The following is a 24,433-nucleotide window of genomic DNA, read 5'->3' as shown; positions in this document are numbered from 1 at the left end:
GAGGCAGGATGAAGATGCCAGTACTGGGACCGGAAACATCGTTGCGCGTATCGCGCCAGGGCGGTTTCGTCGCGGCGCCAGGCCTGGCGCGACCCCGTCAGATCGAATTCGCCGACTACGATGCCGAACAGCGCCGCGGCCTCTGCTCGGTGGTCGAACGCTGCCTGCCGGTCGCCAGCAAGAACGTCGGTGCCGGCGATCAGCGCTTCTTCCGGGTCGAACTGCACTACCGACGCGAGGACACCGACGCCGAACTGATCCTGCAGATCGCCGAGGACCGAGCGCCACAGGAACTGATGCAGCTCTGGCAGAACGGCGCCATCCCCGGCGACAGCTAGAAGCGGATCACGCCGCCGTCCGCAAGCAATGCGGTGATCTGCGCCGCCGGCAGCGGGCGTGAGAGCAGGTAGCCCTGGAACTCGTCGCAACCGTTGCGACGCAGGAAATCGAACTGCGCGGCGTTCTCGACCCCTTCGGCCACCACCGTCTTGTGCAGTCTCTTGCCCAGCGAAATGGCGGCACGGGCGATCATCGCCACCTCCTCCTCCTGTTCGAGCCCGGTGACCAGCGATCGATCGATCTTGATGATGTCTAGCGGAAAACGCCGCAGATAGCTGAGCGCCGAGTAGCCGGTACCGAAATCGTCCATCGCCAAGCGAAAGCCCCGCGCCTTGAACTCGGCCAGGATGGAAACCGCGCGGGTGCCGTCTCCGAGGAATACCGTTTCGGTGATTTCTAGTTCCACTTGGGTCGGCGGCAGCCCTATTTCGTCGAGCACCACGAGGATGCGTTCGACCACATCGTCGCCAAGAAACAGCAGCGGCGACAGGTTCACCGCAATCAGCAGCGGCGTGGCACGCCCCTCGTTCCACTGCCGAGCATCGGTGAAGGCGCGGCGCAGGATGGCCAGGGTCAGCGGCATGATCAGCTCGCTCTCTTCGGCCACCGGGATGAAACGATCCGGCCCTATCACCCCCAGCTCCGCGTGGGTCCAACGCGCCAGCGCCTCGACACCGACAATCCGCCGCGTCGCATCGACCTTCGGCTGGTAGTGCACCGACAACTCGTTGCGCTCCAGCGCCACGCGCATGGCGGCCTCGAGATTCAGACGCTCATCGGCGATCCGGTTGAGATCGTGGGTGAAGAACTGGAAATTGTTGCGCCCACGCTTCTTCGCCGCGTACATGGCGATATCGGCGTGTTTGAGCAAGCTTTGCGCATCCTCGCCGTCGTCGGGGAACATCGCCACACCCAGGCTGGCGCCGACCTGAAACTCGCGACCGGCGAGCATGACCGGCCGGCGGATTTCGTTCAGCACACGCTCCAATAGCGAGATCACTGTGCTGATGCGGTAGTGATCACTGAGCACCAGCACGAATTCATCCCCACCGACCCGCGCCACGGTGTCGGAGCTGCGCAGGCTACCGGCCAGCCGCGCCGCAATACTCTTGAGCAGCTCGTCACCAGCGACATGCCCGAGGCCGTCGTTGATGAACTTGAAGTTGTCCAGGTCGATGAATACCAGCGTCAGGTAGTAGCCCAGGCGAGCCGCACGGGCCAGGCCCTGCTCGATGCGGTCGTTGAGCAGGATGCGATTGGGCAGGCCGGTCAGCAGATCATGGTTGGCCTGACGTTCGAGCTGCTGCTGATAATGCTTGCGCTCGGAGATGTCCTGCACGGTGCCTTCGTAGCAGATGAACTCGCCGCTGGCGCCTCGCACCACGTGCGCGTTCTCGGATATCCAGATGCGTGTGCCGTCGCGCCGATAGACCTCGGACTCGAAGTTGAGCACCTCGCCCTGCTGCTCCATCAGCTGGCAGAACACTTCGCGACGCCCACCCTCGACGTACAGGCGACGCTCTATGTCAGCGAGATCGGCCACCAGCTCGGACGCACTGTCGTATCCGTAAATGCGCGCCAACGCAGGATTGGCGGCCAGATAGCGGCCATCGCGGGTGGACTGGAAAATGCCCTCCGAAGCGTTCTCGAAGATGCTGCGATAACGCAGTTCGGCCTGTTCCAGCGCTTCGAGCACGGCCTTCTGGGCGGTGATGTCCTCAATGAAGCCCTCCACCACGATCTCGCCCTGCTCATCGGGCACCGCGACGCCGCGCTCGATGACCCATTTGAGGTTCCCCGCGGCGGTGCGGATCCGGTAATGCACGGTGAATCGCCCCCTTCCGGCGACAGCATTATCGATGCAGCGGCGGACGCGAAGCCGGTCATCCGGATGGGTGATCCGGTCCCATGAGATGCCGTTGTCGTCGACCAGATCCGCAGCACTGTAGCCGCACAAGCCTTGCGAGCCCTGACTGACGAAGATCATCGTCCAAGGCGCGTCGTTGCGGCAGCGGTAGGCCATGCCTTCGAGGTTGTTGACCAGCGTGTCGAGCACACGCGAGCGGTCCAGCACCTCACAGGTGAGCAGACTGCTCCGGCGGTTGGTTCTGGCAGAAAGTTCTTGGGTCATTGATCTGGGCTTGAAGTGTTGATCCTGCATGACCCGGAGCCGCGACAATGCTGAGGCTGTCGCCCGGAGGTCTGCAGGAAAGGCAGAAAACCGATGCGCAGCAAGAAACGCTCCATGGATGGCACATGGCCACTGATCGAGCCCTCGTCCTTCCTCCAGCCCGGAACCGCGCACCATATTGTGACGAACCGGTCACAGCCGAGCCCCTTTTCAGGGCACCGGATCGCCTCATCCTGTTCTGCCATGGTGCCTGCTATCCAAGCGCGGCTCGGCACGCATCGGATCAGCACTGGACGTCGCCGCTTCTGGAACGCTCAGGGCTACCCTCCTTCGCCGGCTCGCTGCGCTGCAGTGCTGCTGGCAAAAGAAGCGCAGTCACGCCAGCGGCCAGCGCCGCAAGCAACACGACCGGGCCGGCGGCGTTCCAACCGAAAGCCGCGGTCACGCCGCCGACCACTACCGGGCCCAGCAGTTGTCCCAGGTTGCTGCCCTGCATCATCAGGCCGACCGCAATTGGAACGAGGAAGGTCTCCCGCGCAGCCAACGGTGCGGATGCCAGCAGCGTGGCCGGAATCAACCCACCCACGGCTGAAAACAGCAGGCACAGCAGGAAGGTCGCCTGCGGTTCGAACCAGCCCAGGAATATGCCTATCCCGGACGCACCCATAACGCCGCTGGCAAACAGGATCAGCGAACCACGCCCGGCGCCGCGCGTGAGCAGATAGCCAGCAGCAAGGTTGCCGCTGACATTGACCACACTGGCCAGTGCGCTCAACAGCCCCGCACTTCGATATGAGATATCCATACGCTCCATCAGCAGAACCGGCAGAAAGCTGAACAGGGCGAAGAACATCAGGCTGTACAGCGCGAAACCAACCGCCAGCAAAACGCTGGCTCGGGAAAACAGCACGCGCCGAATATTTCCCAGTAGCCGTCCGGGCATGCCAGACGAAACGCCAGCGGGTATACAGCAGCCCACCGCCACCGCGGCGATTACCGCCACCGCCGAACCCGTCCACCACAACCCCTGCCATGTCTGGAACAGCGGCCCGGCGACCATGGCCAGCGCCATACCGCTCGGCATGAAGCAACTCCACAGCGAGAAGGCGCTGTCCCGCGCAGCGCCGGTCGTCAACCGTTCCAGAATCGCCGGCCCGGCGACGATGATGAGCAGGAATCCGAGTCCTTCCAGCAGCCGGGAAATCAGCAGCAGCGCGAATGACGGCGCGGCGGCGCCCGCGACGCCGGCAACCGCGGTTACCCCGAGCCCCAACAGCAGGGCCCGCCGATCTCCGACTGCCGCCACCACCGCACCGGCCGCCGCTCCCCCGAGCAAGCCGAGCACCGCGAATATGCCGGTCAGCCAGCCGGCTCCGGCGAGATCGACCCCAAGGTCCGCCTGTAGCAACGGTGTGGCAATGGCAGCCTTACCCAAGTGCAGAGCCGCCACGACTCCGCAGCCGAGCACGACCCAGACGACCAGCCTCGCGCGGAGCTGCCGGGCGGCATTCATTCAGGCACCCCGACCGGATTGGCGGCGAGTGCGGCGGCCACGCGAGCGACGTGCCAGCCCTGGTAACGGGCGCCCTGCAGTTCATTTTCGCTCGGCTGGCGGTCACCGCCGCTGCCGTCATCGGCCAGTGTCGAGGCGCCATAGGGCGTGCCACCGGTTATGGCATCCATCCGCAGCTGCCCCTTGAAGCTGTACGGCAGCCCGACCACAACCATCCCCAGATGAAGCAGTACGGTGTGCGTCGCCAGAATCGTGCTCTCCTGGCCCCCGTGCTGGCTGCCGGTCGAGGTGAACACGCTGCCCACCTTGCCGACCAGCCGGTCCTCGGCCCATAGCCCGCCACATCGATCGAGGAAGTTCTTCATCTGCGCGGCCATGTTGCCGAAACGCGTCGGCGTGCCGATCACGATGGCGTCGTAGTTCGGCAGTTCCGCCACGGTCGCCGTATCCGCGGGCTGGACCATCTTGTACCCCGCGTTCCGCGCGACCTCTTGCGGAATGAGTTCGGGCACCCGTTTGACGTCTGCCAACGCGCCCGCTTCGCGTGCGCCCTCGGCGACGGCATGGGCAAGTGCTTCGACATGCCCATAGGATGAGTAATAGAGCACCAGTACGTTCGTCATTGCTGCAGTCCTCCGATGGCATTGACTGGAGCCAGGCTAATGACTAAAAACGCTCTCGCAGAGTGATTAAATTTCGATCAACTCGATCTATGGAGCAGATCATGCTCGATGGCATGACACTGGATCAGATTCGTACGTTTGTAACTGTGGCCGACAGCGGCAGCTTTCGATCCGGCGCGGCACGGCTGCTACGCGTGCAATCGGCCATCAGCCATGCCATCGCGAACCTGGAGACAGAGCTGGGCCTGCAGCTGTTCGATCGCAGCGGCTACCGCCCCGTCCTCACTCAGGAAGGTCAGGCACTGCTGGCCCACGCACGCGACATCCTGCTGCGCGCCGATGCCATGCGTGCTCGGGCGCGGGCGCTGGGTGCGGGTGTCGAGCTGGAACTGACCCTGGTGGTGGATACGCTGTTTCCGATCGAATCGGTGGCGCTCGCCATTACCCGGGCCAGCGTCGAATTTCCTTCCACCAGCTTTCGCCTGGAGTCACAGGCCCTGGGCGGCCCCATCGCAGCACTGGATGAGAGTCGCTGCACGCTCGCGATCATCGTCGGCGAGGATTTTCGCAATCCCCGGCTGGCGCTGGAGGCGATTGGCTCGATTGCGCAGATTGCCGTCGTACGCAGCGATCATCCGCTGGCCGAACTCGGCAGCCGTGCGCCACTCGGCGTGCCGGATCTCGCCGGCCATCTGCAGATCGTACTTGCCGATCCCACGCCACTCTCCGAGGGCCGCTCATTCGGCGTTCTGTCGCCCTTCACCTGTCGGGTGAATACCCAGGAAGCGAAGGTCGCACTGATTCGCGCCGGACTCGGCTGGGGACGGCTCCCGGCATGGCTGATTGAGGAGGATCTGGCTTCAGGGCGACTGGCGCGCGTCGCCATTCCCGACCTTGGCAGGAACAGCGAGGTGCAATCCGAAGCCTACCTGGCGCACCGGCTGGATGAGCCACTCGGGCCTGTGGCACAGGCGTTCCGCCGCGCCTTGCTCGAGCAAGCCAGCATCTAGCCTCACGACAGTGCTCGTCCAACCTTATCCAAATGAGCAGCGCTCAGTAGCCGCTGCCCGTGTATTGCCGAGGCCACCTCGCGAGCGGGCACATCGTCGGCAGCTACAGGGCGTCGGTTACGGCCGCGCGTATATCATCGGCCAGCTGGCGTACCCGCGCTTCGCTGGTGTCCCACGAGCACATGAAGCGCGCACCGCCGACGCCGATGAAGGTGTAGAACATCCAGCCGCGGTTCTTGAGCGTCTCCAGTGCCGATGGCGGCAGGCTGACGAAGACGCCATTGGCCTGCACCGGAAACATCAACTCGACGCCAGGCAACGGTTGAATCAACTCGGCCAGCAGCTGGGCACAACAGTTGGCGTGTTCGGCGTATCTCAGCCACGCGCCGTTTTCCAGAAGCCCGACCCACGGTGCCGACAGAAATCGCATCTTGGAGGCAAGCTGGCCAGCCTGCTTGCAGCGGTACTCGAAATCGGTGGCCAGTTCGCGATTGAAGAACAGGATGGCCTCGCCGACCGCCATACCGTTCTTGGTGCCACCGAAACAGAGCACATCGACGCCGGCTTTCCAGCTCAGTTCGGCGGGCGACATGCCCAGGTGAGCGCAGGCATTGGCGAAGCGCGCGCCGTCCATGTGCAGGTGCAGCCCGAGGTCCTTGCAGGTGTCGCTGATGGCACGCAGCTCGGCGGGCTGGTAGACGGTACCGACTTCCGTGGCCTGGGTCAGGCTGACCACGCGTGGCTTGGGGTAATGGATGTCCTTGCGCTTCAGCGCGATCTCGCGAATGGCAGCAGGCGTCAGCTTGCCCTGCTCGGTCCTGCCGAGCAGCAGCTTGGAGCCGTTGGAGAAGAACTCCGGCGCGCCGCATTCGTCCGTCTCGACGTGGGCGATGTCGGCGCAGATCACGCTGTGGTAGCTCTGGCAAAGGGACGACAACGCCAGGGAATTGGCCGCTGTACCGTTGAAGGCGAAGAACACCTCGCAGTCGGTCTCGAACAGTGCGCGGAAGTGATCAGCCGCGCGGGCTGTCCATTGGTCGTCGCCGTACGCCCTGTCGTGGCCTTGGTTCGCCCTCGCCATGGCTTCCCAGGCTTCAGGGCAGATGCCGGAATAGTTGTCGCTGGCAAATTGCTGCTTGTCGGTCGTCATCAAATCCTCGTTATGGCATTGCCGGGCGGTTGGTGGCTGCACGTTACGTTGTAGAAGCCCGGACACGCGAGCGCAAACGGTACGTCAGACGGGCAGGTGCGGGCGATGCCCTCTCCGCCAGTCATCACATCCGCCCTCTTCAGTCTTCACGCAACGTCGTAGCGCAGCGAGGTGCCCAGCGCGGATATCACGGCGGCGCATAGTCACGGTCGCCCGCAGGGAAATTCAGTAGCGCTGTGGCACCCTGCAGCGCATGTTCTGAAAACCACGGCACGCCCTATCCGATCTAGTCTTGACGACGCACTGCGGCGAATCGAAAAGTGTCGTACCCCACCCATCTCACCAACCAGGAGGGTTCATGGTCCATCCCAGTGTGTCGCAAAAACGTGCCGCTTTTCGTGCGCTGCACCAAGCGGGCTGCTTCGTCCTGCCCAACCCCTGAGATGCCGGCAGTGCGAGCGTCCTCGCAGGCCTCGGTTTCAAGGCGCTGGCGACGACCAGCTCCGGCTACGCCTGGTCGTGCGCCCGCGCCGACGGACAGATGCCGCGGGACGAGGTCCTGGCCCATATGCGCTATATGGTCCAAGCCACCCATCTGCCGGTGAACGCCGATTTCGAGAGTGGCTACGCCGATACGCCCGAAGGCGTGGCCGAAAGCGTGCACATGGCGGTCGGAACCGGCGTCGCGGGTATTTCCATCGAGGACTCCACAGGTGACCCACGCGAGCCGTTGCGCGAGCTTGCCGAGGCCACCGAACGGATGTGCGCGGCGCGTGAGGCGATCGACGCTACCGGAGGTGAAACCTTGCTGATCGGCCGCGCCGAGAACTTCTTCGTCGATCGGCCTGATCTCGACGATACCCTTGCACGCCTGAAAGCCTATGCCGATGCAGGCGCCGACTGCCTGTATGCACCAGGCCTGAGAACCCGCGAGCAGATCAGCGCCGTCATCGAGGCAGTCTCGCCAAAGCCGGTCAATGTACTGATTGGCTGGAACAGCGACCTGACCGTGCAGGACCTCGCCGACTTAGGCGTCAGACGCATCAGCGTCGGCGGCGCCTTGGCCAGAGCGGCGTGGGGCGGTTTTCTGCAGGCGGCACGGTCCATCGCCGAGCATGGACGATTCGATGGTTTTGCCAACGCGGCCTCTGGAGCGGAGCTCGACGCGCTGTTTGGCAAATGCGAGAGGCCGTAGGATTCCGCCGAAACGGGTCGCCCATGGGGATTGGATAGTGCAGGGTTCACCAATCACATCGCCATTCGACAGGCACAAAAAAAGCTGCCCTTGGGCAGCTTCTCTTGTCTCATCACTTCTAAAGGAAGTGGAGGGATATGGCGCAGCGGACGGGACTCGAACCCGCGACCCCCGGCGTGACAGGCCGGTATTCTAACCGACTGAACTACCGCTGCGCGTCGGCCGGACTTTCGTCCGAAATCTCACAAAGGTTGGTGGCTGATGACGGGATCGAACCGCCGACCCCCTGCGTGTGATGCAGGTGCTCTCCCAGCTGAGCTAATCAGCCGATCGCCTTGCGAGGCGCGCAATTTACTCAGCCCCCTACGCTAAGTCAACAATAACATTGAATTTTTTTTATGGAACCGTGGTCAACAGGAGCTGCCGCGTCACTTTGTAACCTTGGTCCTGCACCATCGATTCGCCAAGAGCACCTGTAAATTCGCTGCGGCGTCCGCGAAAGTGTTCTAAAAGTGCTGTATCGCCTGACAGAGGCAACCCGCGTACTAGGGAACCGAACAACAAAAGCGCCACGGAGTATTTCGCTTGCCACTGCCGGGAAAACTGGACAACTACCGCCGCTACGTCCCACTCATCATCAGTACCGTGCTGCTCTGCGTGTTCGCGCTCTACCTCGCGATGCAGATTGAGCAATGGATGAACCTGTCTCGCGCACCTACCCCCACCGACGTCTATGAACAACAAGCCGGCAATCTGGGGCAGCCCGATATGCAGCGGCTGGAAATACTGTTCGGCTCGGCGGCCCCTTCTGACTCCTACGCGCCCACCGCGGCTGCCAGCGGTTTTACCCTGCGCGGCAGCTTCGTGCACATGGATCCGCAGCGCTCCAGCGCCATTGTTCAAGTCGACGGGCAGCCGCCACGGCTCTACTGGCAGGGCGAAGAGCTAGCCAGTGGCGTCAGTCTGCATCAGGTCTACCCTGATCGCGTGGAGCTGGCGCGCAACGGCGCCGTCGAAGTGCTGCATTTTCCTCAGGTACGCTCGCCTAGCTACATTCCCGAGGAGATGACCGAAGCGCCCTATCAGGATCAACCACCCTATGCCGAGCCACCGGACGAGGAGACGCAGCTGATGCAGCAGCAGATGGACGCCTTGCGTCAGCAGCTGGAAGAAGCCGTCAACCAACCCGATGCCGCCCCCGCCAACGATCAGCCCACGGAAGACAATTGACCGATGCCGAAGCCTTTTTCGCGCCCGTTGCTTGCCCTGCTCGCCACCGGCCTGCTGGCCGCTCCTCTGCCTTTGCTTGCCGTCGAACCCGGTATCGAGCCAAGCCCCAATCAACAGGACGGCTGGACCATCAATCTCAAGGACGCGGATATCCGCGCCTTCATCGATCAGATCAGCCAGCTCAGCGGACAGACGTTCATCGTCGATCCGCGAGTGAAGGGGCAAGTCAGCGTGGTATCCAATGCCACACTGTCGCTGAGCGAGGTGTATCAGCTGTTCCTCTCGGTCATGGCGACGCACGGGTTCAGCGTGCTGACCCAGGGCGATGTCGCCCGAGTAGTTCCGAATGCAGAGGCCAAGGCCGAAGCGGGCAGCGGGCCTACCGGCGGCGACCAATTGGAAACACGGGTGATCCAGGTGCAGCACACTTCCGCAGCCGAACTGATACCCCTGATCCGCCCGCTTGTCCCGCAGTTCGGCCATCTTGCTGCGGTGTCGTCGGCCAATGCACTGATCATCAGTGATCGCAGCGCCAATATCGCGCGCATTGAGGACCTGGTGCGCCAGCTCGATCGTGCTGAGAGCAACGATTACGCCGTGCTCAATCTGCAGCACGGCTGGGCGATGGATATCGCTGAAGTGCTGCGCAACTCGCTGATGCGCGGTGATGCGAAAACCACCTCCGGCGTGCAGATCATCGCCGATTCACGCACCAACCGATTGATCTTCATTGGCCCCAGCGAGGCCCGAGGCAAGCTGGCGGCACTGGCCCAATCGCTCGACACGCCAACCACGCGTTCGGCCAACACGCGCGTTATCCGTTTGCGCCACAACGATGCGAAATCCCTGGCCGAGACCCTGGGTGATATTTCCGAAGGTCTGAAAAACCCCGAAAGCGGCGAATCCGCCACCACTGCCCGGCCGCAAAACATCCTCATCCGCGCCGACGAAAGCCTGAACGCACTGGTCCTTCTCGCTGATCCAGAGCTGATCGGCACTCTGGAAAGCATCGTTCGCCAGCTGGATGTTCCCCGTGCGCAGGTCATGGTCGAAGCGGCTATCGTCGAGGTTTCCGGCGACATCACCGACGCCCTCGGCGTGCAATGGGCGGTCGACGCGCGCGGAGGCACTGGTGGAGCCGGTGGCGTCAGCTTTGGCAACACCGGTATCTCGGTCGGCAGCGTGCTCAATGCCATCAACGAGAACGAGATCCCGGAGAACCTGCCCGACGGCGCGATCATCGGCGTTGGAACTCGCAGTTTCGGCGCGCTGATTACCGCACTGTCGTCCAACAGCAAGAGCAATCTGCTGTCGACGCCGAGCCTGCTGACGCTGGATAACCAGGAAGCCGAGATTCTTGTCGGCCAGAACGTCCCGTTCCAGACGGGCTCCTACACCACCGATGCGGCGGGCGCGAACAACCCCTTCACCACCATCGAGCGCCAGGACATCGGGGTGACCCTCAAGGTGACTCCGCACATCAACGAAGGCGCCACGCTACGCCTGCAGATCGAGCAGGAGATCTCCTCGATCGCGCCCAGCGCCAGCCTGACGGCCCAGGCGGTGGACCTGGTGACCAACAAGCGCGCCATCAAAAGCACCATCCTTGCCGAAGATGGCCAGGTCATCGTGCTTGGCGGCCTGATTCAGGACGACGTCACCCGCACCAACGCCAAGGTGCCGCTACTCGGAGACATTCCGTTTCTGGGTGCTCTGTTCCGCTCGACTCAGGAAACCCACGTCAAACGCAACCTGATGGTGTTCCTGCGACCTACGGTCATTCGCGACCGTGCCGGCCTGGCGGCTCTTTCCGGGAAGAAATACAGCGATATTCGGGTCATCGAAACGGATTCGGCCAGCCCGAGCATCCTGCCGGCGAATCCCGCGCAGCTGTTCGACGGACGGGGCGAGCCCGCACCGGCTATCGATCTGCGTCAGTGAAAAAAGGACACAAGCGTTCGTGCCCGACCTGCTTGCGCAGGCCGGGCACGGCATCCTGATGAGTTGATCTAGAGCGCTGCGAGACCGCGAGCCAGATCGGCCTTGAGGTCAGCGACATCTTCCAGCCCCACCGCTACCCGAATCAGGCTGTCCGAAATGCCTGCGGTCGCGCGATCCTCGGCGGACAGCCGACCATGTGTGGTCGAGCCTGGATGGGTAATGGTGGTCTTGCTATCGCCCAAATTGGCCGTAATCGAGATCAGTCGAGTCGCATCGATGAAGCGCCAGGCGGCCTCCTTGCCTCCAGCAACCTCGAAGCTCACCACCGCACCGAACCCCTTCTGCTGACGCTTGGCCAGCTCGTGCTGTGGATGGCTGGACAAACCCGCATAGTAGACGCGCTGGATACCGGGCTGCTGCTCGAGCCATTCGGCAAGCTCCTGAGCGCTGGCGCAGTGCGCCTGCATGCGCAGCCGCAACGTTTCCAGTCCCTTTAGGAAGACCCAGGCATTGAACGGACTGAGCGTCGGGCCGGCGGTACGCAAAAATCCGACCAGTTCCTTCATCTGCTCGCTGCGACCTGCAATCACACCGCCCAGGCAACGGCCCTGGCCATCGATGTACTTGGTCGCGGAATGAATGACGATATCGGCACCCAGTGCCAGCGGCTGCTGCAATACCGGTGTGCAGAAGCAGTTGTCGACGGCCAACATCGCGCCCTTGGCGTGGCAAAGCTGCGCCAGCGCGGCGATGTCCACCAACTCTGCCAAGGGATTGGATGGCGATTCGACGAACACCAGCTTGGTGTTCTCCTTGAACGCGGACTCCCAGGCGGCAAAATCGGTGAGCGGCACATAGTCGACCTGCACACCGAAACGCTTGAAGTACTTCTCGAACAAGGAAACGGTGGCGCCGAATACGCTGCGCGAGACCAGCACGTGATCGCCTGCCGAGCACAGGCTCATCACGGTGGCGAGGATGGCCGCCATGCCGGATGCCGTGGCGACCGCCTGCTCTGCGCCCTCGAGCGCCGCCATACGTTCTTCGAACGCACGGACGGTGGGATTGGTGTAACGCGAATAGACATTGCCCGGCACGTCACCGGCGAAGCGCGCCGCAGCATCGGCGGCACTGCGAAACACGTAACTGGAAGTGAAGAACAGCGGCTCACCGTGTTCGGCTTCCGGTGTGCGCCGTTGTCCGGCGCGTACCGCAAGCGTATCGAGCCCGACGCCTTGAAGATCACTGTCCAGCCGTCCGGCATCCCATTCAGTCGTCATAGCTCTTACCTCGGCCGCGGGCAGCCGAAGCTGCCACGCCGGCATGAATCAGTTGTTGTAGAGATCGATGATGGCGCTGACCGCGTTCGTCTTGACCTTGCTCAGATCATTGCGCGCCTGCTCGATCTTGTGCAGATAGGCTTCGTCGATATCACCGGTGATGTAATTGCCGTCGAAAACTGCACAGTCAAAGTTGTCGATCTTGACTTTGCCGCCACCAACGGCGTCGACGAGGTCTTCCAGATCCTGGTAGATCAGCCAATCGGCACCGATCAGCTCGGCGACCTCTTCGGTGGTGCGGTTGTGCGCGATCAGCTCGTGGGCACTGGGCATGTCGATGCCGTACACATTCGGATAACGCACTGCCGGCGCAGCGGAACAGAAGTAGACGTTCTTCGCCCCTGCCTCGCGCGCCATCTGAATGATCTGCTTGCAGGTGGTGCCGCGCACGATGGAATCATCCACCAGCATCACGTTCTTGCCACGGAACTCGAGGTCGATGGCATTGAGCTTCTGCCGTACCGATTTCTTCCGCGCGGCCTGGCCGGGCATGATGAAAGTACGACCGATGTAGCGGTTCTTGACGAAGCCTTCGCGGAACTTCACACCGAGGCGATTGGCCAGCTCCAGCGCAGCGGTACGGCTGGTGTCGGGAATCGGGATGACCACGTCGATATCGTGCTCTGGACGCTCGCGCAGGATCTTGTCCGCCAGCTTCTCACCCATGCGCAGCCGAGCCTTGTAAACCGAGACACCATCCATCAGGGAGTCGGAACGCGCCAGGTAAACGTACTCGAAGATGCAGGGTGCGAGTTTCGGCGCATCCGCGCACTGGCGCGTGAAGAGCTTGCCGTCAGCCGTGATGTAAACCGCTTCGCCCGGCGCCAGGTCACGAATCAGGGTAAAGCCGAGCACGTCGAGCGATACGCTTTCGGAGGCGATCATGTACTCGACGCCTTCGTCGGTATGGCGCTGGCCGAACACGATCGGGCGAATAGCATTGGGGTCGCGGAAGCCGACGATGCCGTAACCGGTGACCATCGCCACTACCGCGTAGCCACCGCGGCAGCGCTCGTGAACCTTGCTCACTGCGGCGAAGACGTCCTCCTCGGTCGGCTGCAGCTTGCCGCGCACGGCAAGTTCGTGAGCGAACACGTTGAGCAGCACTTCCGAGTCGGAGCTGGTATTCACATGGCGCAGATCCGACTCGTAGATCTCCTTGGTCAGCTGATCGACATTGGTCAGGTTGCCGTTGTGCGCCAGGGTAATGCCGTAAGGCGAGTTGACGTAGAACGGCTGTGCCTCGGCGGAACTGGAGCTCCCCGCGGTGGGGTAACGGATGTGGCCGATCCCCATGTTGCCGACCAGGCGCTGCATATGGCGCTGCTGAAAGACGTCGCGTACTAGGCCGTTATCCTTGCGCAGAAACAGCCGGCCGTCATGGCTCGTGACGATACCGGCTGCATCCTGGCCGCGGTGCTGCAGTACGGTAAGCGCGTCATACAGCGCCTGATTGACGTTCGACTTACCGACGATGCCGACAATGCCACACATGCAAGGAACCTCTCAGTTATTACAGGCAGACCGGATACGACGGCAGGCCGAGCATCCGTAGAAAAAGGGACTCAACCGGGCGGGTTGAGTGATCCGGCGAACCACTGGCCGCTGAACCCTAGAATGAGGTTCTTCGACCAGTCGGCGATCAGGAGAAAGTGCGGCAACAACGTCGACTCGCGCCACCAGAGGTCCTGCTCGACCGGAGCCAGGCTCAGCAACCCTGCAAGCACCACCACCAATAGACCACCCCGTGCCGCACCAAACACCATGCCGAGAAAGCGATCGGTGCCGGACAACCCCGTCACTCTGATCAGCTCGCCAATCAGAAAATTAACCAGTGCTCCTACCAGCAAGGTAGCCACGAACAGCAACGCGCAGGCTGCGATGACTTGCGCCGACGGCGTGCTGATGTATTCCGCGAGATGGTGGGACAACGCACCACCGAACATCCATGCGACCACACCGGCAACGATCCAGGTAACCAGCGAAAGCGCTTCCTTCACGAAACCACGCTTCAAGCTGATCAGGCTCGATACTGCAATGACGGCGATGATGGCCCAATCGACCCAGGTGAATGCCACGATGTCTTCTGCAATGGGGAAAAGGCGGCGCATTTTAGCAGAGCAGGAGCGCCAGGAATACGCGCTGACTACCCGACGGCAACTCCGCACCCGGGGCCTGTCGTCAGTACCCCGGCCAGCGCTTCAACGATTCAGCTTCCTTCCGGCTTGAAACGAACGACGAAGCCATCGAGTTTCTGCTGGCGCTGCAACACATCGCGAAGCCGATTCGCTTCGCTGCGCTCCACCAGCGGTCCGACGAAGACGCGATTCATACCATCCGCAGTGCGGATGTAGGCGTTGTAGCCCTGCGAACGCAAGGTCTGCTGCAGGCTTTCGGCGCTGGCGCGATTGGACAGGCTGGCGAGTTGGATCGACCAGCTGACCGGCAGGTTGTCGTTATCGAGCCGTGGCTCGACTTTCGCCGCCTGCGGTTGTTCCACTGGCGGCTGCGCAACTGGCGCAGGCTCGCTCGGAGCGACCGGCACGATCGGCTCCGAAGCCTGCTCACCGACGGGTGATGCCGCTTCTGCTTCGGCACCTTCCTCGATGATCTCGAAACCTTCAGGCTCCGACGCCGGCTCTGGCACTTCGACCTCCTGCATCTCGATTTCAGCCGGTGCCGGTGCAGCAGGGATGGTGGGCGCATCGACGGTGACGTGGCGCAGATCGTCCTCACGATTGAACAGCATCGGCACGAATATAACCGCCAGCGCAATCAACACGAGAGCGCCAACCATACGCTGCAGCAATCCCTTATCCAGCATCGCCATTCAACTCTCCCCCGCCCGTTGTTCCAGCCAGTCAAGCGCCGCCGCCACGCAGTAGAACGATCCGAAAACCACTACTTCATCATCGGCTTCGGCCTTCGCGCATTGAGCATCGAGCGCCTGCTCGAAGCTGGCATACTGGCTGACCGACGCGCCCCGCTCAAGCAGCGCTGCAGCCAATTGTGTAGCTGATTGCGTTCGCGGCGTAGGCAGTGGAGCGACGGCCCAATCAGCGATGCACGAGGACATGGCTTCGAGCACACCGTTGAGATCCTTATCCGCCAGCAGACCAAAAACAGCCAAGCGACGACCATCTACTGGCCGCTGCTCAAGGCGTTGCGCGAGGTAGCTTGCAGCATGAGGATTGTGTCCAACGTCCAGCAGCAGCGCGATCTCGCGGCCGCGCCAGCTGATCTGCCGACTATCGAGGCGCCCTACAACGCGTGTCCGCTGAAGCGCCGCGGACAACGCCGCCGGCTCCCATGGCAAGGCAAGCGTGGCATAGGCTTGCAGGGCAAGAGCAGCGTTCTCCATCGGCAATGACAGCAGCGGCAGGTCATGCAGCTCCAACGGCTCGCCGCCAGGCCCGGCGCCCCGCCAATGCCAGGAGTGGGGCTCAAGCGCCAGGTCGAAATCTCTTCCGCGCAGAAACAGCGGTGATTTCAGGGACTCTGCGTGCTCAAGCAATGGCCCCGGAACATCCAGATCGCCACAAAGCGCGGGGACTCCGTCGCGCATGATCCCGGCCTTTTCATACGCAACGCTGTCGCGGGTATCACCCAGCCAATCTGCATGATCGAGTCCGATATTGGTGATCACCGCCAGATCGGCGTCAATGACGTTGACGGCATCGAGACGACCACCAAGACCGACTTCCAGTACCACGGCGTCGAGCCCGCTCTGCTCGAACAGCCAGAAGGCTGCAAGCGTGCCCATTTCGAAATAGGTCAGCGAAACCTCGCCTCGCGCCGCCTCCACTGCGGAAAAGGCCTGGCAAAGCTGGTCATTGCTGGCCTGGTGCCCGTCGAACTGAACGCGCTCGTTGTAACGCAGAAGATGCGGCGAGCTGTAGCTACCGACCTTGTATCCCCGGCTGCTCAACAGAGCAGCGATGAACGCGCAGGTAGAGCCTTTGCCATTCGTACCCGTGACGGTAATCACCAGCGGAGCCGGCCGTGTCAGGCCAAGCCGTCCCACCACCGCTCGGACCCTGTCCAGGCCCATGTCTATGGCAGTGGGATGCAGCTGCTCGAGATAGGCGAGCCAGTCGGCCAGACTCCGACCGGTCATGCAGTAGCCGTTACCTGGGCGGGTTCCACAGGGCTTGGCAATTTCTGCATCTGGGCCAGCAAGCGCGACAAGCGAGTACGCAGTTCGGAGCGATGAATGATCAGATCGATAGCACCATGGTCCAGCAGGAACTCGCTGCGCTGGAAGCCTTCCGGCAGTTTTTCTCGTACGGTCTGCTCAATCACTCGCGGGCCGGCGAAGCCGATCAATGCCTTGGGCTCGGCGACGATCACATCACCAAGCATCGCCAGACTCGCAGACACACCACCGTAGACCGGATCGGTCAGTACGGAGATAAACGGCAGGCCCTCTTCACGCATGCGGGCCAGCACGGCGGAAGTCTTTGCCATCTGCATCAGGGAGATCAGAGCTTCCTGCATCCGGGCACCGCCTGACGCGGAGAAGCACACCAGCGGGCAACGCTTTTCAAGAGCAACATTGGCGGCCCGCACGAAACGCTCGCCAACGATTGCTCCCATGGAGCCACCCATGAACGAGAATTCGAATGCACAAGCCACGACCGGGATGTTGACGACCTTTCCGCTCATTGCTATCAGCGCATCTTTCTCGCCGGTCTGCTTCTGTGCTGCAGAGAGGCGATCCTTGTACTTCTTGCTATCACGGAACTTCAGGCGGTCGACCGGCTCCAGCTCGGCAGCGATCTCTTCGCGGCCCTCGGCATCGAGGAAGATATCGAGCCGGCTACGGGCATCGATGCGCATGTGATGCTGGCACTTGGGGCAAACATCGAGCGTCTTTTCCAGCTCAGGGCGGTATAGAACCGCCTCGCAAGAGGGGCACTTGTGCCAAAGGCCTTCGGGGACCGAGCTCTTTTGCGTCTCCGACCGCATGATCGAAGGGATCAGTTTGTCTACCAGCCAGTTGCTCATGCTCTTGTTCTCCAAAGCTTCAGTCCCGAGCGCACTCGCGCTGCAGGCAGATTCATTGTTGCGACCACGCGTATCAGGCGCTCTTGGTCGCGTGAGCGATGCGCCTATCGGCGCAGCCGCGAAACTCCGACTCCTTCAGGCAAGGAATCACGCTACTGTCTCACCAGCGACTCGTTACTGGACGGCAAAGGCTGCCCAGGCGTCACATAGCCGATCGAACCTGACCGACAAAGGCCATCACCTTGGAAGCATCCTTGACGCCCTTGCTCGCCTCCACCCCGCCGCTGACATCCACTGCGTACGGACGAACCTGGGCAATGGCTTGCTGAACGTTCTCGGCGGTCAGTCCACCTGCCAGAATCAGCGGCTTGGCCAGCGCCGCCGGGATCAGCGACCAATCGAAGCGTTCGCCCGTCCCACCCGGCACCCCTGCCACGAAAGTATCCAGAAGGATGCCGCTGGCATTTGCATAACGCGCGACCTCAGCCTCGATATCCTCGCCGTTCCCTACCCGTAGCGCCTTGAACCAAGGCCGATGAAACCCCTCGCACTGCGCCGGTGCTTCATCGCCGTGAAACTGCAGCATGTCCAACGGAACGGCGTCGAGTATCTCGTTGATCTCGCAGCGGCTGGCGTTGACGAACAGGCCTACCGTCGTGACGAACGGTGGCAATGCCGCGACGATCTCACGTGCCTGCCGCACATCGACGGCACGCGGACTCTTGGCATAGAAAACCAGGCCGATGGCATCGGCGCCCGCCTTGGCTGCTGTCAAGGCGTCGTCGACGCGAGTGATCCCGCATATTTTGCTGCGAACGACTGACAACGGATGCTACCTGCCAAAAAGGAAACCGGATGGTAACAAAAGACCTGCCACCTGCAAGCGAATAGGCAAAACGGCTCCCGCCTAATTCATTAGCGCCGCACGTCCGGCAAACCCGACAGGAAGTGCGGACCGAGATAGCGCTTCGGCAGCTCGAACTCTTCGGGATAATCGACCTCGATGAGATAGAGCCCGTACGGGTGCGCTGTCACTCCGCCCGTTCGGCGCACACGAGACTCCAGCACTTGCGCAGCCCATTCCACTGGCCGCTCACCCGCACCAATGGTCATCAGAACGCCAGCGAAGTTGCGCACCATATGATGCAGAAAGGCATTGGCCCGAACATCTATGACGATCAGCCGGCCATGCTCCAGCAGCTCCAGGTGATGAATGGTTTTGATCGGCGACTTGGCCTGACACTGCCTGGCCCGGAAGGCACTGAAATCATGTGTTCCCACGAACGCCGTGGCAGCGGCACGCATACGCTCGATATCGAGTGGGCGATGGTTCCAGGTAACCTCTTCGGCCATGTGCGCCGGCCGTATCTGATCGTTGTAGATCACATAGCGATAACGACGAGCCATCGCGCTGAAGCGCGCATCGAAATGACGCGGCATCTCCTTCGCCCAGGTGACGCTGATGTCGGAAGGGAGGTTCATGTTCGCGCCCATCACCCATGCGTGCATGGTTCGCGAGACCGGCGTGTCGAAGTGCACGACCTGCCCGCTGGCATGGACCAACGCGTCTGTGCGACCTGCACAGCTCAGCGTGACGGAGTGACCACCCGCCACTTTGGTCAACGCGGTTTCGAGTGATTCCTGAATGGATGGCACACCGGCGCGCTGACGCTGAAATCCGCGATAGCGCGATCCCTTGTATTCGACGCCAAGCGCGATCCTGGAAACGCCGACGGCAGCCATTTCGGCTGCCGTTTGGGGTACTGCTTGGGTCATGATCAGGCTAGTTTGGCGAGCATCTCTCGCGCCTCTTGCTGCTGGACATCGCTACCCTCGGAAATCACTTCATCCAGGATGTCGCGTGCACCTTCAGCGTCGCCCATGTCGATATAGGCTCTGGCGAGATCCAGCTTGGTGGTAGTTTCGTCGGTGTCGGAGAAGAAATCGAAGTCGTCCTCCCCACCGCCGTCGGCGTCAGTCGTAGCCAAGTTGTCAGCATGAGCAGTGGCCGGCTCCTCCAGCTCCTTGGACAGATCATCCAGATCAGCCTCCACTTCGTTCAGCTTGTCGGCAAAGGTTTCCGGTTGCGCCTCAAACTCGGGCTCATCCAGCGAAATATCGAACCCTTCGGGCAAATCGTCGCTCGGATTCGCTACAGGCTCCGACAGTTCGAAATCGAGATCATCACTTTCAAACGCAGCAGGACCTTCAACCGGCTCCTCGTCGAGATTGAGCGAAAACTCTGTGGGGGCTTGCTCCGTTCCTTTGTCGCTGTCCAGATCGAACGAGAAATCGGAAAGATCGTCCTGCTCGGCCTCTTGCGCAGACTTATCTTCTGCGAGATCGAAGGAGAAATCGCTGGCTGCAGGCGAGGCCTCACGCTCGGTAACCGGCTCATCCAGCGTCAGGTCGTCGAAGTCCAAAGAGTTGTCCACAGGTGCAGCCGGACGCTCCTCGTTCAGATCGATGTCCAGGTCATCCAGGCTGAGGTCGAATGCATCGTCCAGATCCTGCCCTGCCGCCGGCGCGGCCGGCTCGTCGAGCTGCAGATCATCAAGGTCGAGGCTGTCCATGTCCACATGAGTGGCGGCGACAGCTGCCGAGCCTCCGATCGCCGCGGCCATGGCGGGATACTTGTACTTCAGCTGTTCGACTTCGGTGGTAGCGCCGCCGATTTCACGTAGCTCAGCTTCTTCACGGGCGAAGCCATCGCGATTGCCAAGCTCCGCATACACTTCCATCAGCTTCAGCCGCAGATCGCTCCGCTGAGGCTCGTCATTAAGGGCGTTTTGTAGCAGTTCTGCAGCCTGATTGAAGCGGCCGTAAGCGATGTAGATGTCCGCCTCGGCCAATGCATCACCTGTAGTGGAAGTCAGCTCATCCGACGCAGCCGGAGCGTCGGCATGGAAGGAAGTCGGTTCAAGTTGATGCTCCTGCCCCAGATCGACGTACGCGGGCGATTCCACTCGCAGATCGTCGACCGTGTCATCCGCCATCAGACTTTCCTGCAGCTCCGCCTCTTTCATCGCATTGCGGCGCGAAAGAGCCATCAGACCCAGCAGTAACAGCAACAGGGCACTACCGCCGACGACACCGAGCAGCAAGGTATTGGACAGCAGATCGTCAATCAGGCTCTTGGGCTCAGGCTCAACAACAGGTGCGACCGGTTTCGCTGGGCTGGCTGGCTTTGCAGCAGGCTTGGACGCCGCAGACTGCTCGGCCGGTGCCGGAGCTACGACTGGAGCAGGTTCCTGCCGGGTATCAACAGCAGAATCAGCCTGGGTGTCACCGTCAGCGCGGGCCGGCTCTTGCGTGCTACCTTCAGTTGCCTGGGGCTCTGTTTTTGCGGCAGCAGGCGGGCTGGCGTTGGCGTCCAGCGCCGGGGCCTGGCCTTCGGCACCGACCTGGGCCTGCAGCTTGGCAAGCTGGTCATCCTTGAGCTGCATAAGCCGTTGCAGCTTTTCCAGCTGCCCCTGTAGATCATTCAGACGATCCTTGAGGTCGTCGTTCTCACGACGGCTGGAGTCCAGACTCTCCTGGGTCACCGCCAGCTTGTCACGCAAGGCCTGGCCGCCTTCGGCAGACCCGGTGTCGGAGCCGGCAGTTTCCTTGCCCGCATCGGCCGCCACCAGGCGGAGGCTGTCACGAGACTCGCTACGCGACGGTGCTGCTCCAGCTTCAGTACGACGGGTCGCGTCCAGTTGGCGAGCGCCTGCAACCGCGCCACCACTACCCTGTCGCCATGCCGCGTTCTGCTCCGCGACCTGAGCGATCGCTTCGGCCTGAGAGCGAGTCGATATCTGCTCGGCATCCGGCAGACGAAGTACCTGCCCGCTCTTCATCCGGTTGATATTGCCGCCAATGAAAGCATCAGGATTGAGATCCTGAATAGCCAGCATCGCCTGATGAACCGTTCCATTGCGACGATTGCGCTCCGCGATCTCCCAGAGAGTGTCGCGCGCAGAAGTCTTGTACTCGCTACCGCCGCTCTGCGGCGCGCTTACCGGCTGAACTGCGGTCGAGCGCGTTGTAGACGGACGAGCTGGCGCAGAGCGTACTGGCTCTACTGTTCGGGACGGAGCGGAAATGGGCAACTGCGGTGCTGCGGCCGCTGCAGTTTCCGGTGAATAGAGTGGCGGATCGAGCAGCAGGGTGTACTCACGGAGCAGGCGCCCACTGGGCCAGAGCACCTCTACGAGAAAATTGAGATAGGGTTCGCGTACCGGCTTGCTGGACGAAACCTGAATGACGCTCTTTCCGTTCGGACGCAGTACTGGAGTGAATTTCAGGTCCGTCAGAAAGTACTGGCGATCAATACCGGCGCGATTGAATTCTTCGAGCGAGGCCAATACCGGGATCACCTCCCCAGGCGCCAGGCTGTTTGCATCCAGCAGCTCGATTTCCGCGATCAGCGGTTGATTCAATGACGACTGAAGCGTGACCTCTCCCAACCCAAGCGCGTGGGCCATTTCTGTAGTCAGCGCGGTAGCAGCCGCGATTGCCAGCACCAGATTGCGAACCCGAACCATTATTTAATCCCTTGTTTATCTTTTTCTCGAACTACGAGAGGGTCTTATGTCACTGCCCGCGCCACCTGGCGGTGGCTCCCCATCAGCGATAAGCCGTTCAGCGCATCGGCTAGAAATATTCTTTGAATTACCAGTAAGTATCTTTTACAGATAGTCTTTTATCAACAACTCACCAGACTGCACAGCGTTTAGTGCCGCGCCTTTTCGCACGTTATCAGACACAATCCACAAATTGACTTCCCGTGGATCACAGATGCCTCTGCGAAGTCTTCCAACATAGATCGACTCCTGCCCGACTGCGTCACCAACCGCTGTCGGATAGTCATCCGACTCCACCAGCTCAACCCCTGGCGCCGCGTCGAGAGCCGCAGACAGCGCTGGCATATCGGCCTCGACGCCACCCTGCAACGAGACGATGAGGCTCTCTCCGAAGAACACCGGAGCTTGAACGAACGTAACAGAGACGGCGAGTTCAGGCATATCCAGGAGCTGACGAAGCTCTTCAACCAGACGCCGTTCCTGCGCTCCATATCCTTGCGCGTCGACCGCCTCGGCTTGTGCGAGCATATTGAAAGCCATCTGCCGGCCGAATATTCGGGGCTCCAAAGGGCGCGCATTGAGCAATTCGGATGTCTGCCGGGCAAGCTCCTTCACGCCCGCCGCACCACGACTTGATACCGGCAAACAGGCCGTAACAGTCACGCGATGCAAATCCAGCTGTTGCTGGATCGGCTTCAATGCGATGGCCAGAGCGACCGCTTCAGGCAGTGGACTGGCAATGGCGCGCTGATCGGGCAACGAATCGAGCAGCCCGCCGTTAACCTCTGGCACCACGCAAAGCTGCTGCTTGACGGGAATCGAGCCTGACAGATCGACGATTCGGCAGCCTGCCGCTACTGCCTTGACGTGACACTCGCTCACCAATTCCGAAGCACCGACCAGAAACACCAGCTGCGCCCGATTGAAGTCGAAGCGATCCGCCTCGCCAACACGCAGATTCCGCCCCTTGAATGGCACCGTGTGCCCGACATCCTCGCTATCACCCAACAGATACAGCTCGGCAACCGGAAACGTCCGCTCCTCAAGCACCTCGACCAGTGCTTCGCCTACCAGGCTGACCGCACCTACGACCGCAACACCGACACCTGTGGGCATCGTCACCTCCACGCACTAAGGACCGGCACTGTAGCGAAATGGCAGACCACTGCAACCAGTGCCGCCGAGCGGCACATCGCATAAACGAAAACGCCGCGAACAAGTCGCGGCGTCTGGCACTTCATCGAGAGCGCATCAACGCTCCAGCAGGATACGCAACATGCGCCGCAGCGGCTCCGCGGCGCCCCACAGCAGCTGGTCGCCCACGGTGAACGCGCCCAGGTAGTGCGAGCCCATGTTGAGCTTGCGCAGACGGCCGACCGGCACGCTTAGCGTTCCGGTGACTGCGGCCGGACTCAGCTCCTGCATGCTGGCATCACGATGATTCGGCACCAGCTTGACCCAGGGATTGTGCTGGCTGATCAGCCCTTCGATATCGGAGATCGGCACATCCTTGTTCAGCTTGATGGTCAGCGCCTGGCTGTGGCAACGCATGGCACCCACGCGCACGCAGATGCCGTCAACCGGGATCGGACTCTTGAATCGACCAAGGATCTTGTTGGTCTCAGCCTGCGCCTTCCACTCTTCGCGGCTCTGCCCATTCGGCAACTCCTTGTCGATGTAAGGAATCAGGCTGCCGGCCAGCGGCACGCCGAAATTGTCGACCGGGAATGCTTCGCTACGCTGGGTTTCAGCCACCTTACGGTCGATATCCAGGATCGCGCTGGCGGGATTGGCCAGATCATCGGCCACGGCCGCATTGATTGCACCCATCTGCTTGATCAGTTCGCGCATGTTCTGCGCGCCGGCGCCGGAGGCTGCCTGATAGGTCATCGCGCTCATCCACTCGACCAGACCGGCTTCGAACAGACCGCCAAGGCCCATCAGCGCCAGGCTGACGGTGCAGTTGCCGCCGATGTAGTTCTTGGTGCCGGCATCCAGTTGCTGGTCGATCACGCGACGGTTCACCGGATCGAGCACGATCACCGCATCGTCCTGCATACGCAGCGAGGACGCCGCGTCGATCCAGTAGCCCTGCCAGCCCGCTTCACGCAGCTTAGGGAAGACTTCATTGGTGTAGTCGCCGCCCTGACAGGTCAGGATCACATCGAGGCCTTTCAGCTCGTCGATGCTGTAGGCGTCCTTCAGCGCAGCGGTTTCCTTGCCAATATCGGGGCCCTGGCCGCCGACATTGGAAGTGGTGAAGAACACGGGCTCGATCAGGTCGAAATCCCGCTCTTCCAGCATCCGCTGCATGAGCACGGAACCGACCATACCGCGCCAACCGATCAGACCTACACGTTTCATCGCAACTACACCTATAGAAAAA

At 61.7% G+C, this 24,433-nt stretch carries 19 protein-coding genes, 2 tRNA genes and 1 pseudogene; 5 read left to right on the top strand and 17 right to left on the bottom strand.

The annotated features are described in order from the left end of the window. Positions 1–8 precede the first annotated feature (8 nt). A complete protein-coding gene (locus tag LW136_RS10220) occupies positions 9–338 on the top strand; it encodes a protealysin inhibitor emfourin (RefSeq protein ID WP_234175121.1) in 330 nt (109 codons plus the stop codon). On the opposite strand, the gene LW136_RS10215 is transcribed toward LW136_RS10220, so the two are convergent. From LW136_RS10215 to wrbA, 3 genes are all read right to left on the bottom strand, one after another. Continuing rightward, on the bottom strand, positions 335–2,470 hold the full coding sequence (locus LW136_RS10215; RefSeq protein WP_234175120.1) for a putative bifunctional diguanylate cyclase/phosphodiesterase: 2,136 nt from the start codon (positions 2,468–2,470) through the stop codon (positions 335–337). The two genes, LW136_RS10220 and LW136_RS10215, sit on opposite strands and share 4 nt — an antisense overlap. A 283-nt stretch (positions 2,471–2,753) precedes the next feature. Continuing rightward, positions 2,754–3,983: an MFS transporter gene (locus LW136_RS10210; RefSeq protein WP_234175119.1), complete on the bottom strand. Its 1,230-nt coding sequence runs from the start codon at positions 3,981–3,983 to the stop codon at positions 2,754–2,756. Continuing rightward, the gene (gene wrbA, locus LW136_RS10205) at positions 3,980–4,606 is read right to left on the bottom strand and encodes an NAD(P)H:quinone oxidoreductase (protein WP_234175118.1); all 627 of its coding nucleotides are present in this window, start codon (positions 4,604–4,606) and stop codon (positions 3,980–3,982) included. The genes LW136_RS10210 and wrbA overlap by 4 nt, the downstream gene beginning before the upstream one ends. Before the next feature lie 101 nt (positions 4,607–4,707). Here wrbA and LW136_RS10200 point away from each other — a divergent pair, with 101 nt between their 5' ends. Then, positions 4,708–5,616: a LysR family transcriptional regulator gene (locus LW136_RS10200; protein WP_234175117.1), complete on the top strand. Its 909-nt coding sequence runs from the start codon at positions 4,708–4,710 to the stop codon at positions 5,614–5,616. 103 nt (positions 5,617–5,719) lie between these two features. Here LW136_RS10200 and LW136_RS10195 read toward each other — a convergent pair whose 3' ends face one another. Beyond that, on the bottom strand, positions 5,720–6,766 hold the full coding sequence (locus LW136_RS10195) for a threonine aldolase family protein (protein ID WP_234175116.1): 1,047 nt from the start codon (positions 6,764–6,766) through the stop codon (positions 5,720–5,722). 358 nt (positions 6,767–7,124) lie between these two features. On the opposite strand from LW136_RS10195, the pseudogene LW136_RS10190 reads away from it, so the two are divergent. After that, positions 7,125–7,961, top strand: a pseudogene (locus LW136_RS10190) (isocitrate lyase/PEP mutase family protein). 138 nt (positions 7,962–8,099) lie between these two features. On the opposite strand, the gene LW136_RS10185 reads toward LW136_RS10190, so the two are convergent. Together LW136_RS10185 and LW136_RS10180 are read right to left on the bottom strand one after the other, a co-directional pair. Then, a tRNA-Asp gene (locus LW136_RS10185) sits at positions 8,100–8,176 on the bottom strand. 37 nt (positions 8,177–8,213) lie between these two features. Beyond that, positions 8,214–8,289 (bottom strand) — tRNA-Val (locus LW136_RS10180). A gap of 257 nt (positions 8,290–8,546) precedes the next feature. Here LW136_RS10180 and LW136_RS10175 point away from each other — a divergent pair. Beyond that, complete coding sequence (locus LW136_RS10175; RefSeq protein ID WP_023446348.1) at positions 8,547–9,191, top strand: type II secretion system protein N; 645 nt, start codon at positions 8,547–8,549, stop codon at positions 9,189–9,191. Positions 9,192–9,194: 3 nt separating this feature from the next. After that, a complete protein-coding gene (gene gspD / locus LW136_RS10170) occupies positions 9,195–11,132 on the top strand; it encodes a type II secretion system secretin GspD (protein WP_014820546.1) in 1,938 nt (645 codons plus the stop codon). A gap of 68 nt (positions 11,133–11,200) precedes the next feature. Here gspD and LW136_RS10165 read toward each other — a convergent pair whose 3' ends face one another. The 11 genes from LW136_RS10165 to asd form a co-directional block, all read right to left on the bottom strand. Further along, positions 11,201–12,412, bottom strand: a complete 1,212-nt coding sequence (locus LW136_RS10165; protein WP_014820547.1) for an O-succinylhomoserine sulfhydrylase — start codon at positions 12,410–12,412, stop codon at positions 11,201–11,203. A 48-nt stretch (positions 12,413–12,460) separates the two neighbouring features. Then, the gene (gene purF, locus LW136_RS10160) at positions 12,461–13,966 is read right to left on the bottom strand and encodes an amidophosphoribosyltransferase (protein WP_041014211.1); all 1,506 of its coding nucleotides are present in this window, start codon (positions 13,964–13,966) and stop codon (positions 12,461–12,463) included. A 71-nt stretch (positions 13,967–14,037) separates the two neighbouring features. Then, entirely contained in the window at positions 14,038–14,583 is a 546-nt protein-coding gene (locus LW136_RS10155) for a CvpA family protein (RefSeq protein WP_014820548.1), read from the bottom strand. Between the two features lie 98 nt (positions 14,584–14,681). Beyond that, a complete protein-coding gene (locus tag LW136_RS10150) occupies positions 14,682–15,302 on the bottom strand; it encodes an SPOR domain-containing protein (RefSeq protein WP_125898236.1) in 621 nt (206 codons plus the stop codon). Beyond that, entirely contained in the window at positions 15,303–16,589 is a 1,287-nt protein-coding gene (gene folC, locus LW136_RS10145) for a bifunctional tetrahydrofolate synthase/dihydrofolate synthase (RefSeq protein ID WP_234175115.1), read from the bottom strand. Then, on the bottom strand, positions 16,586–17,479 hold the full coding sequence (accD, locus tag LW136_RS10140; RefSeq protein WP_014820551.1) for an acetyl-CoA carboxylase, carboxyltransferase subunit beta: 894 nt from the start codon (positions 17,477–17,479) through the stop codon (positions 16,586–16,588). Before accD ends, folC begins: the two co-directional genes overlap by 4 nt. Before the next feature lie 202 nt (positions 17,480–17,681). Beyond that, complete coding sequence (locus LW136_RS10135) at positions 17,682–18,305, bottom strand: phosphoribosylanthranilate isomerase (protein ID WP_234175114.1); 624 nt, start codon at positions 18,303–18,305, stop codon at positions 17,682–17,684. An 89-nt stretch (positions 18,306–18,394) separates the two neighbouring features. Beyond that, positions 18,395–19,255, bottom strand: coding sequence for a tRNA pseudouridine(38-40) synthase TruA (truA, locus tag LW136_RS10130; RefSeq protein WP_041014214.1), 861 nt, complete (start codon positions 19,253–19,255; stop codon positions 18,395–18,397). 2 nt (positions 19,256–19,257) lie between these two features. Beyond that, positions 19,258–22,008, bottom strand: coding sequence for a motility hub landmark protein FimV (locus LW136_RS10125; RefSeq protein ID WP_125861798.1), 2,751 nt, complete (start codon positions 22,006–22,008; stop codon positions 19,258–19,260). 144 nt (positions 22,009–22,152) lie between these two features. Then, positions 22,153–23,163, bottom strand: coding sequence for an aspartate-semialdehyde dehydrogenase (locus tag LW136_RS10120; protein ID WP_234175113.1), 1,011 nt, complete (start codon positions 23,161–23,163; stop codon positions 22,153–22,155). 135 nt (positions 23,164–23,298) lie between these two features. Beyond that, positions 23,299–24,411, bottom strand: a complete 1,113-nt coding sequence (asd, locus tag LW136_RS10115; RefSeq protein ID WP_003301359.1) for an aspartate-semialdehyde dehydrogenase — start codon at positions 24,409–24,411, stop codon at positions 23,299–23,301. Positions 24,412–24,433: the final 22 nt, after the last annotated feature.

The organism is Stutzerimonas kunmingensis, from assembly GCF_021432085.1.
GTDB lineage: Bacteria > Pseudomonadota > Gammaproteobacteria > Pseudomonadales > Pseudomonadaceae > Stutzerimonas.
The sequence above is the reverse complement of the archived record's forward strand: the minus strand, read 5'-3'. Positions and strand labels throughout refer to the sequence as shown.